At 38.2% G+C, this 14,846-nt stretch carries 14 protein-coding genes; 6 read left to right on the forward strand and 8 right to left on the reverse strand.

What is annotated here, in order from left to right:
• Window positions 1-144: 144 nt before the first annotated feature.
• The 4 genes from menB to AC3EMB_RS23955 all read right to left on the reverse strand — a co-directional run bounded on the left by menB (window position 145) and on the right by AC3EMB_RS23955 (window position 4,986).
• The gene (gene menB, locus AC3EMB_RS23940) at window positions 145-963 is read right to left on the reverse strand and encodes a 1,4-dihydroxy-2-naphthoyl-CoA synthase (RefSeq protein WP_000963881.1); all 819 of its coding nucleotides are present in this window, start codon (window positions 961-963) and stop codon (window positions 145-147) included.
• Between the two features lie 68 nt (window positions 964-1,031).
• Window positions 1,032-1,844: a 2-succinyl-6-hydroxy-2,4-cyclohexadiene-1-carboxylate synthase gene (gene menH / locus AC3EMB_RS23945; protein ID WP_488517309.1), complete on the reverse strand. Its 813-nt coding sequence runs from the start codon at window positions 1,842-1,844 to the stop codon at window positions 1,032-1,034.
• The gene (gene menD / locus AC3EMB_RS23950; RefSeq protein WP_069356386.1) at window positions 1,841-3,595 is read right to left on the reverse strand and encodes a 2-succinyl-5-enolpyruvyl-6-hydroxy-3-cyclohexene-1-carboxylic-acid synthase; all 1,755 of its coding nucleotides are present in this window, start codon (window positions 3,593-3,595) and stop codon (window positions 1,841-1,843) included. Before menD ends, menH begins: the two co-directional genes overlap by 4 nt.
• Window positions 3,592-4,986: an isochorismate synthase gene (locus AC3EMB_RS23955; RefSeq protein ID WP_197235669.1), complete on the reverse strand. Its 1,395-nt coding sequence runs from the start codon at window positions 4,984-4,986 to the stop codon at window positions 3,592-3,594. Before AC3EMB_RS23955 ends, menD begins: the two co-directional genes overlap by 4 nt.
• Window positions 4,987-5,180: 194 nt before the next feature.
• Between AC3EMB_RS23955 and AC3EMB_RS23960 the strand changes: the two genes are divergently transcribed.
• Both AC3EMB_RS23960 and AC3EMB_RS23965 read left to right on the forward strand, forming a co-directional pair.
• A complete protein-coding gene (locus AC3EMB_RS23960) occupies window positions 5,181-6,134 on the forward strand; it encodes a 1,4-dihydroxy-2-naphthoate polyprenyltransferase (protein ID WP_000425770.1) in 954 nt (317 codons plus the stop codon).
• 109 nt (window positions 6,135-6,243) lie between these two features.
• Window positions 6,244-6,975 (forward strand): yteA family sporulation protein, encoded by a 732-nt coding sequence (locus tag AC3EMB_RS23965; protein ID WP_000957398.1) that lies wholly within the window; start codon window positions 6,244-6,246, stop codon window positions 6,973-6,975.
• Window positions 6,976-7,019: 44 nt separating this feature from the next.
• On the opposite strand, the gene cspD is transcribed toward AC3EMB_RS23965, so the two are convergent.
• Window positions 7,020-7,220, reverse strand: a complete 201-nt coding sequence (gene cspD, locus AC3EMB_RS23970) for a cold-shock protein CspD (protein WP_001193052.1) — start codon at window positions 7,218-7,220, stop codon at window positions 7,020-7,022.
• A gap of 322 nt (window positions 7,221-7,542) precedes the next feature.
• Here cspD and AC3EMB_RS23975 point away from each other — a divergent pair, with 322 nt between their 5' ends.
• Together AC3EMB_RS23975 and AC3EMB_RS23980 are read left to right on the forward strand one after the other, a co-directional pair.
• On the forward strand, window positions 7,543-8,325 hold the full coding sequence (locus AC3EMB_RS23975; RefSeq protein WP_001147841.1) for a TIGR00266 family protein: 783 nt from the start codon (window positions 7,543-7,545) through the stop codon (window positions 8,323-8,325).
• A 213-nt stretch (window positions 8,326-8,538) separates the two neighbouring features.
• Window positions 8,539-8,688, forward strand: coding sequence for a hypothetical protein (locus AC3EMB_RS23980; protein ID WP_000521637.1), 150 nt, complete (start codon window positions 8,539-8,541; stop codon window positions 8,686-8,688).
• Window positions 8,689-8,935: 247 nt separating this feature from the next.
• Here the strand turns inward: AC3EMB_RS23980 and AC3EMB_RS23985 are convergent, their stop codons facing one another.
• Window positions 8,936-9,706: a MerR family transcriptional regulator gene (locus AC3EMB_RS23985; protein ID WP_488517310.1), complete on the reverse strand. Its 771-nt coding sequence runs from the start codon at window positions 9,704-9,706 to the stop codon at window positions 8,936-8,938.
• Window positions 9,707-9,847: 141 nt separating this feature from the next.
• Here AC3EMB_RS23985 and AC3EMB_RS23990 point away from each other — a divergent pair, with 141 nt between their 5' ends.
• A complete protein-coding gene (locus tag AC3EMB_RS23990; protein WP_488517311.1) occupies window positions 9,848-10,570 on the forward strand; it encodes a lipase family protein in 723 nt (240 codons plus the stop codon).
• 76 nt (window positions 10,571-10,646) lie between these two features.
• A complete protein-coding gene (locus tag AC3EMB_RS23995; RefSeq protein WP_488517312.1) occupies window positions 10,647-10,781 on the forward strand; it encodes a hypothetical protein in 135 nt (44 codons plus the stop codon).
• 103 nt (window positions 10,782-10,884) lie between these two features.
• On the opposite strand, the gene glgP is transcribed toward AC3EMB_RS23995, so the two are convergent.
• Together glgP and glgA are read right to left on the reverse strand one after the other, a co-directional pair.
• Window positions 10,885-13,293 carry a glycogen phosphorylase gene (gene glgP, locus AC3EMB_RS24000; RefSeq protein ID WP_053563458.1) on the reverse strand — a complete coding sequence of 803 codons (2,409 nt, stop codon included), beginning with the start codon at window positions 13,291-13,293 and terminating at the stop codon, window positions 10,885-10,887.
• An 18-nt stretch (window positions 13,294-13,311) separates the two neighbouring features.
• Window positions 13,312-14,742: a glycogen synthase GlgA gene (gene glgA, locus AC3EMB_RS24005; RefSeq protein ID WP_043315821.1), complete on the reverse strand. Its 1,431-nt coding sequence runs from the start codon at window positions 14,740-14,742 to the stop codon at window positions 13,312-13,314.
• Window positions 14,743-14,846: the final 104 nt, after the last annotated feature.

Here is a 14,846-nt window from a genome sequence, read left to right on the forward strand (position 1 = left end):
AAACAGTCGGCTCCGCTTTTGGTTTCATCCAGCTACAGCGGCTAGAACAGTCGGTCGTTTCACGCCTTCCTACGAGGCAAAAAGCGCCTCTACGTCAGGAGTTCCAACGCCCTCTTGTTCTAAGCGAGCCGCTTCCGCTTTTGATCAAGGGAAACGAGGGAATTGACCGAAGTCCGGACTGCGTTTTTCTTTGAATGCGTCGCGACCTTCTTTTGCTTCGTCAGTTGTGTAGTACAATAACGTTGCATCTCCAGCTAGTTGTTGAATACCAGCTAGACCGTCCGTGTCTGCGTTGAATGCAGCTTTTAGGAAACGAAGTGCCATTGGGCTGTTTGCTAAAATTTCTTGTGCCCATTGTACTGTTTCTGCTTCAAGCTCTTCTAATGGTACTACTGTGTTTACTAAGCCCATATCAAGCGCTTCTTGTGCATTGTATTGACGGCATAGGTACCAAATTTCACGAGCTTTCTTGTGGCCTACCATACGAGCTAAGTAACCAGCTCCGTATCCACCGTCAAAGCTTCCTACTTTAGGACCTGTTTGTCCGAATACAGCGTTGTCTGCAGCGATTGTTAAGTCACATACGATATGAAGTACGTGTCCACCACCGATTGCATAACCTGCTACCATTGCGATAACTGGTTTAGGAATTGCGCGAATTAGACGTTGTAAGTCTAATACGTTTAAACGAGGGATTTGGTCGTCACCTACATATCCACCATGACCGCGAACTTTTTGGTCGCCGCCAGAACAGAATGCACGTCCACCTTCACCTGTTAAAATGATAACGCCAACATTTGCATCATCACGAGCTTGTGCAAAAGCATCGATTAACTCCATTACCGTTTTTGGACGGAATGCGTTATGTACTTCAGGACGGTTAATCGAAATCTTTGCGATACCATTGTATGTTGAATAAATAATATCTTCATAATTGCCTTCTTTTACCCATTCAATAGCCATTACAACTACCTCCTTGTATATTTCTGATTTCACCTATAAGTGTGGCTTCCTTCTTGCTGAAAAAAGTATCACTGCATAGTTTTTAGAAATCCCTTTACTATTGTATCAAACTTTTCCGGTTGTTCCACATGAATTGCATGGCCAGCGCCATGAATTTTGACAAATTTCGCATCAGACACGCATTTTTCGATGTTTTTTAATATGCGGAAGAACTTTTCATCATATTCTCCGTTCATTAAAAGAACAGGTATTTTTAAGTTTTTCAGCTCATCCCACCATGAAGGCTGAGCCCCAGTTCCCATGCCGCGCAAGCTATTTGCGAGCCCTTTTGGGTTGTTAGCAAGCCTCTCTTTTTGTACCGCTTCTTGTACGTTTTTTGCTAAACGTTTTTGCGTTTCAAAAAGTGGAATATCTTCCCATATGGATACAAAACTTTCTATGCCTTCTCGCTCAATTTTATCGGCAAGTCGATCATCTTTTTCACGACGTTCTTTTCTATCCTCTTCTTTTTCGAGCCCAGCTGTACAGTTTTCTAATAAAAGAGAGTGTACATAATCTGGATATAGACATGCCATCGTAATCGCTAATCTACCGCCCATTGAATAGCCAAGTATATGTACTTTTTCAATATGAAGGTAATCTAATAGTTCTTTCATTTGCAATGCCACATTTCGGATGTCATAATGCGTCACATCTTCAGGGTTTTCCGTTTTTCCGTGCCCAACAATATCTACTAAAATGACTTGAAACTGCTCGCTCCAAGAAGGAACGAAGGAACGCCACGTTTCCATGCTTCCCGTAAAACCATGAAGAAGTAGAAGTGGTTCCCCGCTTCCAACTACTTCATATTCATACGATACACCTTGCAGTGTTACGTTCATTTTGATTCACCTTGCAACGATGTAGTAATTACGTCTTGTGTTTTTGCCCATAACGTACGGTGCAATGTTAAGTTTTCATCACGGTTCGTACAAATTTCCACAACGTGTAAACCTTTTGTCGTTGCTCCCTTTTGTACTTCTTCACGGAATTGCTCCCAACCATTTACACGGCTAAATGAACCACCGTACATTTTGACAACGTGCTCATAATCAAGTCCAATTGGTGTTCCAAATAATGATTCAAAATGTTCCTTTTTCTCATATTGTGGTAAGAATGAGAAAATACCCCCGCCATCATTATTTACAACGACAATTGTTATGTTTAATTCATGTAATTTCGCTGCTAATAGCCCATTTAAATCGTGATAAAATGATAAATCACCAATCACTAATACAAGTGGATCGCAAATAATGCTCGCTCCTAAAGCTGTCGAAATGATTCCATCAATACCATTTACGCCACGGTTTGCCATCACATGGATGTTTTTATCCGATGTGAAGAAGAATGAGTCTGTATCACGAATTGGCATACTATTGCTCGCAAATAACGTTGCGTCTTCTGGTAATACGCGCACAATATCTGTAATAACCTTTCCTTCAAATGCAGTTTCATATGTTTCCATTTCACGAAGCGTTTCCTTCGTTTTTTCGTTTATATGTTGCCACATTACGAACCAATCATTCTTCTTCATAACTGGCATTTTTTCTATTACTGCCTTGCAGAATTCAATGTCACTTGCTTGCACAACTTCTGTCGCAACAAGAGCTGGATCTCTCCATTGTCCTGATTCATCGACAACGATATGAACTGCTTTCGTTTGTTTTTTTATGAACTGCGTTAATGATTTAGAAACAGGCATACCACCAAAGCGAATTAACACGTCCGGTTTCCATTTTTCTTTTAACTGCTCATTTCGTAAAAATGTATCATAACAGTCAATTACCATCGTTTTATCGTGGTGTCCGCTACGAATATTAGAAAGTGGGTCTGCTAATATAGGATAGCCAGTTTTTTCAGCTAGTTGCGTTGCAAACATTGCAATTTCTGAATGACTATCATCTCCACAAATAATAAGCCCCTTTTCCATATGTGAAAGGCGCCCTACAAGAGAATCTACATATTCACTCGGCATCGTCACGTTTCCTTGCTGAACTACTCTTGTATATTCACTACGTCCTTTATCCCATAAGCTTTCTAGTGAGAAATCAGGGATAAGTGGCTCGCGAACTGGAAAATTAAGATGAACAGGACCCTGCGGCGCTAAACAAGCATTTGCTACTATGCGCTGCGTCGTCATACGAGCGTAATGATACATCGCTTCACTCGCTTCTGGCAGTGCCATCTCTGTAAATTGTTTCACAAAAGTACCGTATAAATTAAATTGATTCATTGCTTGTGGTGCACCCACATCTCTTAATTCATGCGGTCTATCCGCTGTTAAGACGATAAGCGGGACCCTTGAATGAAAAGCTTCACATACAGCTGGATAGTAATTAGCTGCTGCTGTTCCTGACGTACATAATAATGCTACTGGGCGTTTTTTCGCTTTCGCAATACCGAGCGCGAAAAATCCAGCTGATCTTTCATCTACATGTAAATATGTGTTCATTCCTTCGTGTTGTTCCATTAGTAAAGCAATCGGCGTTGACCGTGAGCCTGGACTAATGACAACATCACATACATCTAGACGCGTCAGTTCATCCACGAACGCGCCTAAATAATATGATAATGCTTCTATATGATTGTTCATTTCATTAATTCCTCCAAAGCACCAAGCATCGGTCTAAACTTCAAACTTGTTTCTTCATATTCAAGCTGTGGGATTGAATCAATTACAATACCACAACCGGCAAATAAGGATGCTTTCTCGCCGTTTAATAATCCGCAGCGCAGCGCAACCGCAAATTCACCATTTCCTTCATCATCTATCCAGCCAATCGGTGCACCATACAACCCTCTGTCTAACAATTCAACATCACGGATCAGTTTCATCGCTTCCAAACGAGGTGTCCCGCCAAGAGCTGGTGTTGGATGTAATTCTTCTGCCATTGTTAAAAGACTCGCATCGCCTTTTGCTTCTACAGGCGTATATAAGTGAATTAAGTTTTTCGTTGTTAATAAACCTGGGCTTTCCGGAATATTAACGTATTCGCAATGTTCATTTAGTACCGAGCGGATCATGTTAACGACATAACCATGTTCAGCTAAATTCTTTTCATCATGAAGAAGCGCATTACTATTTCGTTCACTTTCTTCTATAGAATGACCATGACCGATTGAACCAGCAAGACACATCGATGTAAATTTCTCATCTTCTTTGCGAATTAATCTCTCAGGCGTCGCTCCTAAGAAGCATGCTCCTTTATAATCAAAAGAAAATACGTAACAATCCGGTTGACCAATGCGAAGTGCTTCTAAAACAAGAGCAGAATCAATCGAATGGTTCATCTCTACTTTTAGTTCCCTCGCCAATACAACCTTCTGCACGTTACCCTGCTTCATCTCATCTTGTACTTTTTCAATTGCTTTCATCCAGCCTTTCGGATCCACTTCTACTTTAGAAATAACAGTTAATTTCGATCCGTTTAGCGCACATTTACTCTCCTCAAAAATTTTCTCTTCTAAAGAAATCATTTCATTATAAAGAGTTTCTGCACAATCTGTTGCTGCAACAAATGTATTCATCGTTAACCATGCTTTTTCATTTTTTACAGTTAATAAAAATGCTGGTAGTGAAAATGTCGTATCTTTAAATTCTTTCCATAGGTCCGTTTTCTCTTTTTCTGGATCAAATGAAAAACCACCAAATAAAAGCGGACCCGTTCCAAATTCATATTCATCTCTTTGGACAAATGCATTCTCTTTTACTTTCTCCCACTCGTCACGAGCGGTTTGAAAGCGCTTATGAGAAGAATTTGCTATAGTGAAAACAGAGCCAATTCCTGCAAATATTACATGCTGAGCCGGGTCTGCAAAATAACATCTATTTTCGAATGAAATCCTTTTTCCTGCTGCATAGAACAGAAGCGGATCCACCCAGTCTATTTGTTTTACAAAACTAACCAATGTTTTTTCGTTAGTTGCACGCTTGATAGCTGCAATAAGAACTTCTTGCAAGCCTTTTTGTTTCGTTTGAATCACAATTGTCTCCCCCCTATGGGCGAAAAATAGTCATAATTACGCTTGATTTTAAGATACACCTCAAACGAAAGGCCTGTCAACGTTTAGCATTTCTGAGAAATTCACCTTCTCTTCCTAGAAAATAAACGTTGACACTAAATGATGCTTTTTCTACACTTAGTTGTGTACAATATGTGACCAAAGGAGGATTCAACATGGAAATGAACGTCAAAACGAATTCCTCTCCTACGGCGCCAAAGCCAAGTAAGCAAACAGGCTGGCGCATCTGGTGGAGTTTACTACGTCCCCATACATTAACAGCCGCTTTCGTACCTGTTTTCATCGGAACAGCATATTCGATGCAGGTCGGAGGTATAAATCAAATACATCTTCCTCTTTTCCTTATGATGCTTCTTGCTTGTCTTCTCATTCAAGCAGCAACAAACATGTTTAATGAATACTTTGATTATAAAAGAGGACTTGATCACGAAGGTTCAGTTGGTATCGGCGGCGCTATCGTTCGCGATGGCATTCAGCCAAAAACAGTGCTTAACTTAGCATTTGGATTTTTCGGCATCGCAATACTATTAGGTGTTTATATTTGTATGAATTCTAGCTGGTGGCTTGCTGCAATCGGTCTTGTTTGTATGGCCGTTGCTTACCTTTATACAGGTGGCCCACTTCCAATTGCATATACACCATTTGGAGAGTTGACAGCCGGATTATTTATGGGTGTCATTATTATTGGGATTTCATTCTTTATTCAAACTGGCACTGTAACATCAGAAGTCATTTTACTATCTATTCCAAGTTCCATTTTAATTGGTGCCATTTTACTAGCTAATAATATTCGTGACTTGGATGGCGATAAAGAAAACGGTCGTAAAACGTTAGCAATTCTCGTTGGACGTGAAAGAGCTGTTGGTGTACTTGCTTCGATGTTCATCGTTTCCTACATTTGGACAATTGCTTTAATTATCGTGGGCATCGTATCACCATGGATGCTTATCGTATTTTTAAGTGCACCGAAAGCATTTAAAGCGACGAAAGGCTTTATCGGCAAAAGCATTCCAATGGAAATGGTACCTGCGATGATTGCAACAGCAAAAACAAATACAATCTTCGGTTTCCTAATGGGAATCGGATTATTACTTGGATACTTTCTATAAAAGGAGCTGCTTATGCGGCTCCTTTTTCATATCTGAAATTCATCTCATAATTCCTACTCTCAACGCTCATACTATGTAAAGAAACTGAATTGTAGGAAGGTGGACGACTATGTTAACTCCACAACAAGTAGGTCAATTTAAATCCATTTTAGAAAAACAAAAACAAGAACTGGAACAAACGATACAAACTCATGAAAATACAGATCGTGCTTCTGAACGCGATTCAGTAGGAGAACTGTCTAGCTATGACAACCATCCAGGTGATATGGCTACAGAGCTATATGAACGGGAAAAAGACTTCGGGCTTATTGAACTTTGGCATAAACAGCTTGAGGAGACGAAACATGCCCTACAAAAAATAGAAGCAGGTACGTACGGCATTTGCGAAGTGTCTGGCGAAGAAATTCCATTTGAAAGATTGGAAGCAATGCCGACTGCTACAACATGCATACAGCACGCGACAAATAAGTTAAATATGAATACACGACCAGTTGAAGAAGAAGTGCTGTCTCCTTCTTTCCACAAGCATGATGAGGACCATTCTGTTGAGTACGATGCGGAAGATGCGTGGCAAGATGTCGCAAATTACGGAACATCTGAAACGCCGTCTGATTTAGAAAGACAAGATTCAAAAAACTATAATGGCATGTATGTAAATAGTGAAGAAAACGTAGGCTACGTGGAGGATTTTGAAAACTTTATCGGTACGGATATGTACGGGAAAAACCCACAAGTTTTCGCTACAGAAGAGCATGAAGAATATGAACAAATGCTTGATGACTTTGAAGAGCGTACCTTTAAGGGCGAATTATCTTCAAATGAATCTAGTTCCAAAGAATAAAAAAAAGCATTCCGAAAATCGGAATGCTTTTTATCGCTAGCTAATTAGTTTTTTGTAACGTTAGCTGCTTGTGGTCCGCGGTTTCCTTCAACGATTTCGAAAGAAACTTCTTGACCTTCTTCTAAAGTTTTGAAGCCGTCGCCTTGGATAGCTGAGAAATGTACGAATACGTCTTCTCCGCCTTCAACTTCGATGAAGCCAAAACCTTTTTCGCCGTTAAACCATTTAACTTTACCTGTTTGCATGTCATGTACCTCCTAAATAAAAATGAAACTATGAATCCACATGAAAAGGTGGATATAAAGGACATGAATGTATAACAAGCTTACAGCCTTTAATACAACGTGCTTTATTTCCGTACCACATTATGTAGCTCAATAGTGCTTTCACTATATCATGCTATATCGAAAACGTCAAATGAGAACACTTTCATTCCATCATTTTTTATAATCCTAGTATAACCTTAAATTTTTATTCTATTTTTATTCAAAAATTAACAAAAATACAGTACTCTAATTCTTTTAACTTCTGTACAATATAATTACTACATATTTATGAGGTGAAAAAATGCAAGCACATGAAATCGAGTATAAGTTATATGGCGATGATATGCAGTTTGTTGAAATTGAATTAGATCCAAAAGAAAGCGTTATCGCAGAAGCTGGCGCAATGATGATGATGGAAGATTACATTGAAATGGAAACAATCTTTGGTGACGGTTCTGGCCCATCTAACGGTTTATTCGGCAAATTAATGGGCGCTGGTAAACGTCTCGTTACAGGCGAAAGTATGTTTATGACTGTATTTACAAATACAGGTCACGGCAAACGCCACGTCTCATTTGCTGCTCCTTATCCTGGTAAAATTATTCCTGTAGATTTAACAGAATATCAAGGAAAAGTAGTTTGTCAAAAAGATGCCTTTCTTTGTGCCGCAAAAGGTGTTTCTATCGGAATTGAATTTACGAAAAAAATAGGAACTGGTTTCTTCGGTGGTGAAGGGTTTATCATGCAGAAACTTGAAGGTGACGGCCTTGCTTTCATGCACGCAGGTGGAACTGTATATAAACGTGAATTAAAACCTGGTGAGAAACTTCGCATTGATACAGGTTGTCTCGTTGCCATGACAAAAGATATTAACTATGATATCGAATTCGTTGGTAAAGTAAAAACAGCTCTATTTGGCGGCGAGGGTTTATTCTTCGCAACATTAGAAGGTCCTGGAACAGTTTGGATTCAGTCCTTAACACTTAGCCGATTAGCAGCACGCCTTACAAGCCCAGCAGCGCAAAGTACTGGCGAAGGTAGTGTATTAGGTGGCCTTGGTCGTTTATTGGATGGGAAAGAGTAAAAAGGGCCCTTATGCAGGCTTGTCCATCGACTAATATAATACTAAAATTAAACACCCTTGCTTGCAGTAATGCAGTGAAAGGGTGTTTTAATTTACGTCTACAAACGAGAAAAAGCAGATGAAATAAAGTAATAAGGTTTACTTCAGTAAAATAAGGTATATTATATTTGTTGAATAGATTCTCTTTCAAGACAAGAAAAGTAGGTGAACAAAGTGGGAAAATATCAATTGGATTCCAAAAGTCAGGTAGCTGTGGCAAAGTTTCATGAAAAACAGAAGCCTGCCAAATTTGATAAAAAGCAGAAACTTGAACAATTACGTGCGGAGTATTTGAAAAAAAAGCAAAAACAAACAGATAAATAATATGTTTCGTTTCCCGAAATTTTCGGTATATAGTGCGAACAAACACAAGTAAATAGGTAATCATCGTTCAAATATATACAGGCTATTTTTTCAAACCTCTTACAAGACCAGCATTATAAAGTACTGGTGAAAGTAGTATATTAGGTGGCCTTGTTCACCTTTTAGATGGAAAAGAGTAAAAAATGCCTCCAATGTAAAAAAACATCGGAGGCATTTCTCTAAAGTTTATGACTATGGCACTTTATTTTTACTGCGGAGGGCTATACATACCATTTCGAATCATATAATACTCCATCGCTTCATTAAGCCATGCCTCTTCTTCTTCTTTGTAAGGAGATGGCATCATATTATTATATTGTTCTTCTACATTCTCTAATTTACCTAAAGAATACATTGTCTCTTCACCAACATACTTAAGAGTCGCCTTCATATGTTCATCAACCAATTTTTGCACTTCTGAATCCTCAATTTGTCTTCCAAATAACCTTTTCACTTCTTTTGCTAAACGCACAAACTCTTTATCAAGTGCTATGTCCTCTTCTTCCGACTTATTATATAATCCATCAGCCAAGTCTTTTGATACATATCCTTCAAGCCATAAACGTTGTTCGTTTTCTTTTTGAATGCTGTTAATTAGACTCATTAATATGTCACTATCCAACTCTTCATCTTCCTCAAGACATACCATTGTTCGTTCAAGCGCCTTTATCGAAACTTCAATGTGTCTTCTCTTTTCTTCAAAGGCTTTTCTTTGTTGTTCCAACGTTTCTTTTAAATTTACATTCAAACTTGGCATTTTCAGCATAACGCGTATTTCTTCTAAACTATATCCTAATACTTTAAGACTCACTATTTTCTGTAGTTCTAATATATCTTTTCCTTTGTACACACGGTGACCAGAGCTAACATTCTTTCCAGGTTTAAGTAGTCCAATTTCATCGTAATATTGTAGTGTCCGTATTGATGTGCCTGTCCTCTTTGCAAACTCACCAATTGAACAGCCTTCCCTTTTGCTCATCTTACACTCCTCCTAACAATATGTTTACAAAAATCATACTCCCTCACGTAACTGTAGGTTCAAGTCTTTTTTCCAAAAGCATGAATCAAGTTCCTCACCGCATATATTAAACTATACCTTTTCTTAAGGAGGGCTTCCTTAATGCGTACTCCTTTATCCTTTGATAAAGACACTGCCATACTGTTAGCTTCTTGTTGTGAGTTAACGTATGAACAATATAAACAAAATGGTATTTTCGAAATACCAGATGGTTTTCAATATGTACAAGGGTTTCAAGGAAAAGCCATTCAAACAACAGAATGGTTCGGGTTTATATTAGAATCTGAGGATACAATTATCGTTGCCTTCAGGGGCACTCAAACAGACCCTGATTGGATTATTGACTCTCTCGTCAATCAAAAACCTTATCCTTATGCTTTAAATAGCGGAAATGTCCATAACGGCTTTCTCTCTATTTATGAGTCTTGTCGTGATTCTATTATGGATATGCTCGTATCATTGCCAGCACATAAAAAACTGCTAGCTACTGGGCATAGTCTAGGTGGTGCGCTTGCCACATTACACATATTAGATGCACGTATAAATACTGCCTTCGCACAGTATGGACTTTATACATTCGCTTCTCCAAAAGTAGGAGATATCGCTTTTCGAAATTATTATAAACTACAAGTAGCTAGTAGCTTTCGTTTCGTCAACTTGTTCGATGTCGTTCCACTTCTCCCTCCCCGAAACATAAATTTTAATGATTATGATTGGGAGTATGCACACGTCCATCACAATATGACATTTACAAAAAATACAAAATCCATTACAAATAATCATTCCATTACAACATACAAAACATGTCTGACTTCTCATTTTTAACCAGTAAACAATTGGAAATAAAATATTCGTATACTATAATACTCTATGAAGTTATTTTTGGATGAGGGGACCTTACATGTTAAAATTTATCTTCACACTTTTTCTTATTGTAATTTTTACGGTCACAGGTTTCTTTACATTTTCATACTTTGCGACAGGAGAGTATGATGGGGTAGGTATCATATATACCACTGTTCCATTTCTTTCTTAAGCAAAATAAATAAAACGAGCTTAATTTTATTAAGCCCGTTTTATTTATTAATATCCATTTTTATTGGTAAATCGATAATATATCTCCCAATATAGCAACTTCTTTAAAACTGTTTAACTGCATTACCAATACCCCAAATTTCATTGCTGTACTGCAAAATCGTTCGATCACTCGCAAAATGACCAGACTGTGCAATATTTAAAATCGACATTTCTAGCCACTTTGTTCGGTTCTCATAAGCTCTACCGACAGCTTCTTGTTTTTCAGCATATGGGCCAAAATCTCGCAGAACGAAATATTCATCATTTTGAATAACGAGAGAATCATAAATCGCTTCAAATTCTGCTCCCGATTGTGCAAAGAAACCATTTGTTAATTGATCAACTACTTTTTTAATGTGCCTATTGTGGTGATAATAATCACTTGCACGATATCCACCATTTTGATAGTAATGAAGAACCTCTTCCGCTGTTAAGCCGAAAATGAAACAGTTATCATCACCAACCCGGTCTTTTATTTCAATGTTAGCTCCGTCTAGCGTTCCGAGTGTAATCGCACCATTCATCATAAATTTCATATTACCTGTTCCCGATGCTTCTTTACTCGCCGTTGAAATTTGTTCACTTACATCCGCTGCCGGGAATATATCTTCCGCTAAAGAAACTCGATAGTTTTCTAGAAAGATAACTTTCATATATTGACTGACATACGGGTCATTATTTACTTTTCTTGCGAGTTCATTTATTAATTTAATAATTTTTTTCGCGTAATAATATCCAGGTGATGCTTTCGCTCCAAAAATAAAAGTACGCGGATAAAATGTAAAACTAGCATCCTCTTTCAAACGATTATACAAATATAAAATATGAAGAACATTTAATAATTGTCGTTTGTAAGCATGTAATCTTTTCACTTGCACATCAAAAATAGAATTTGGATCAATCGTAATCCCCATTGTATTATGAATGCGCTCCGCTAAAATCTCTTTACGTTCTTGTTTTACTTCTGCAAATTTCTCTTGGAAACTCGCATCGTATTGAACTGTTTGCAACGATTGAAGCTTAATCGGTTCTTTCTTCCACTCTGTTCCAATCGCCTCTGAAATGAGATTTGTTAACTGTGGATTTGCTTTCATAAGCCAGCGCCTATGAGCAATTCCATTCGTCTTATTATTAAACTTATCTGGATAAAATTCATAAAACAATCGCATTTCCCGCTGCTTTAATATTTCCGTATGAATTTTTGCTACACCGTTTACGCTATGGCTACCGACAATTGCTAAATGAGCCATTTTCACAAGATCATGCGCAATAATTGCCATGTCTTCAATGCGATGCCATTCATAAGGATAACGTTCCCAAAGTTCATGACAGAAACGTTCATTAATCTCTTCAATAATCATATAAATTCTCGGTAATAATGGTTTAAAAATGTGAATTGGCCACTTTTCGAGTGCTTCTGATAACGTCGTATGATTCGTATAAGAAATCGTCTGCGTCGTTATGTGCCAAGCTTCTTCCCATGTTAACTTTTCTTCATCTAGTAAAATACGCATCAGTTCTGGAATTGCTAAAACCGGATGTGTATCGTTAATGTGAATCGCAATTTTTTCATGTAGTTGACGAAGGTCACCATATCTTTCTCTATGCATTCGAACGATATTTTGTAAACTTGCTGATACGAGGAAATACTGTTGTTTTAAACGAAGTATTTTCCCCTCATCATGCGTATCATCTGGATATAAAAACTCCGATACAGCCTCTGTTTCGCGCTTATATTTCAAAATATCTTTGCAGTTTTGCGGGAAAGGAACTGGTTCAGCATTCCAAAGTCTAAGTGTGTTTACAGTACTCGTCTCATAGCCTACTACCGGCACATCATATGGGACTGCCATAATGACTTCTGCATTTGTATGCCTAAACTCTAAACGCCCGTCAATTTCTAGCGGTTCAACACTGCCGAAATAACTTACTTCTACAGCTTGATCATGCCTTCTTACTTCCCATACATTTTCATGAAGAAGCCATTGTTCTGGAAACTCAACTTGATAACCATCAACAATTTTCTGATCAAACAAGCCATGTTTGTAACGAATCCCACAGCCGTGTCCTGGTAAGTTTAAAGATGCGAGTGAATCGAGAAAACAGGCTGCTAGACGTCCAAGTCCACCATTTCCAAGACCTGCATCTGCTTCCACCTCTTCTAACTCTTGCAAAGAAATCCCTAGTTCAGATAACCCCTGCTCGCATACATCTCTAATACCTAAATTCAAGATGTTACTTCCAAGCAAACGTCCAAGCAAAAATTCAATAGACAAGTAATACATTTGCTTTTGCTCTCCGGATCGATAACTCTCATTCGTTGCAATCCATTGACTATTCATATACTCACGTACCATATGACCGAGCGTATTATATTGATCACGAGTTGTAGAATCTTTGAAACTTTTCCCATACATCGTCTCTAACTTTTCTAGAAAAGTTGATTTAAAACTTTCAACATGAGTAAACATTTTTTCACCACCTACATGTTATTCCATGAGACTTTTATACAATTCCTTATAAGCAAGAGCCGATTGCTCCCAGCTATAATCTTCAGTCATCGCTTGTTTTACAAGCTGCTCCCACACTGGTTTATCGTGATAAAATTCAATTGCACGGTGAACCGTATGCAGCATGTCATGTGCATTAAAGTTCGTGAAACTGAAACCATTTCCTTCGCCTGTTTCTTCATCATAAGAATGTACCGTATCGTTTAATCCACCTGTTTCTCTTACAATTGGAATCGTACCGTACGCTAATGCGATAAGTTGTCCAAGTCCACACGGTTCAAACAGCGATGGCATTAAAAACAAATCGCTTCCCGCATACACTTGGTGCGCTAATTCTTCATTAAATCCGATATAAACTTTTACCTTCTCCGGATACTCATATGCCATCCACTCAAAGAATTGCTCATATTCCGAATCTCCTGAACCTAAAATAATACATTGTACATCTTCTTCCATTATTTCGCGGAATACAGTGCGTACTAAATCAAGACCTTTTTGCTTCGTTAATCTCGTTACCATTGAAATAATTGGTGTATCCTCTTTTTCTGGCAAACCAAAATAACGCTGCAAAGCGCGTTTATTTTCACTCTTTTCATATAATGACTCTGCATCATACTGAGCCTTAATATACGAATCCGTTTCTGGATTATATACGCTCGTATCAATACCATTTACAATGCCGCTAAGCTTATCATTATATTTTCGCAGTAATCCATCTAACTTCTCACCAAAAAATTCATATTGAATTTCTTCTTTATACGTCGGGCTCACCGCTGTAATTTGATCCGAAGCGATAATACCGCCTTTCATAAAGTTTATGTTTCCATAAAACTCTAGCTGCTCACTATGAAAATATTCATCACCAAGCTCTAACAAGTCGTACATCACTTCAGGAGGAAATACTCCTTGGAACTGCAAGTTATGAATCGTATATACCGTTTTAATACGCTCATATAACGGGTTATCTTGATACTTTTCACGAAGTAAGAAATTAACCATAGCCGTATGCCAATCGTGGCTATGAAGAACATCCACTTCAAAATCAAGGTGCGGAATACACTCTAACACTGCTTTTGAGAAATAAGAAAAACGCTCCCCGTCATCATAATGACCATACAGAGAATCTCTCTTAAAATAATATTCATTATCTATTAAGTAATACGTAATTCCGTCTTGCTCACCTTTTAAAATTCCACAATATTGATTTCTCCACCCGAGCGGGACGTTAATTACTTTATGTAACGTACACCCATCTCTTAACTTTTTCGGAATGAGGCTATAATTTGGAAGTATAATACGAACGTCCACTCCTAATTTTTTCAGCTCTTTTGGGAGCGCACCCGCTACATCAGCTAATCCTCCCGATTTCACAAACGGTACACATTCTGATACTGCAAATAAAATATTCACTTGTTGTCCCACTGCGCGAAAAGTTTTTATTACTCCTCTTGCAGCTTCCTCCCTTCGAGTTTTCATTTAAATTAAAACTTTAATCAGTGGGGGAAAAAGCCCCC

This window comes from Bacillus sp. LQ16 (assembly GCF_057784645.1).

Excerpts from the sequence above, each read along its gene's own strand:
- menB (WP_000963881.1), bottom strand. The coding sequence starts at position 963 with ATGGCTATTGAATGGGTAAAAGAAGGCAATTATGAAGATATTATTTAT.
- menH (WP_488517309.1), bottom strand. The coding sequence starts at position 1,844 with ATGAACGTAACACTGCAAGGTGTATCGTATGAATATGAAGTAGTTGGA.
- menD (WP_069356386.1), bottom strand. The coding sequence starts at position 3,595 with ATGAACAATCATATAGAAGCATTATCATATTATTTAGGCGCGTTCGTG.
- AC3EMB_RS23960 (WP_000425770.1), top strand. The coding sequence starts at position 5,181 with ATGGAAATGAACGTCAAAACGAATTCCTCTCCTACGGCGCCAAAGCCA.
- AC3EMB_RS23965 (WP_000957398.1), top strand. The coding sequence starts at position 6,244 with ATGTTAACTCCACAACAAGTAGGTCAATTTAAATCCATTTTAGAAAAA.
- cspD (WP_001193052.1), bottom strand. The coding sequence starts at position 7,220 with ATGCAAACAGGTAAAGTTAAATGGTTTAACGGCGAAAAAGGTTTTGGC.
- AC3EMB_RS23975 (WP_001147841.1), top strand. The coding sequence starts at position 7,543 with ATGCAAGCACATGAAATCGAGTATAAGTTATATGGCGATGATATGCAG.
- AC3EMB_RS23985 (WP_488517310.1), bottom strand. The coding sequence starts at position 9,706 with ATGAGCAAAAGGGAAGGCTGTTCAATTGGTGAGTTTGCAAAGAGGACA.
- AC3EMB_RS23990 (WP_488517311.1), top strand. The coding sequence starts at position 9,848 with ATGCGTACTCCTTTATCCTTTGATAAAGACACTGCCATACTGTTAGCT.
- AC3EMB_RS23995 (WP_488517312.1), top strand. The coding sequence starts at position 10,647 with ATGTTAAAATTTATCTTCACACTTTTTCTTATTGTAATTTTTACGGTC.
- glgP (WP_053563458.1), bottom strand. The coding sequence starts at position 13,293 with ATGTTTACTCATGTTGAAAGTTTTAAATCAACTTTTCTAGAAAAGTTA.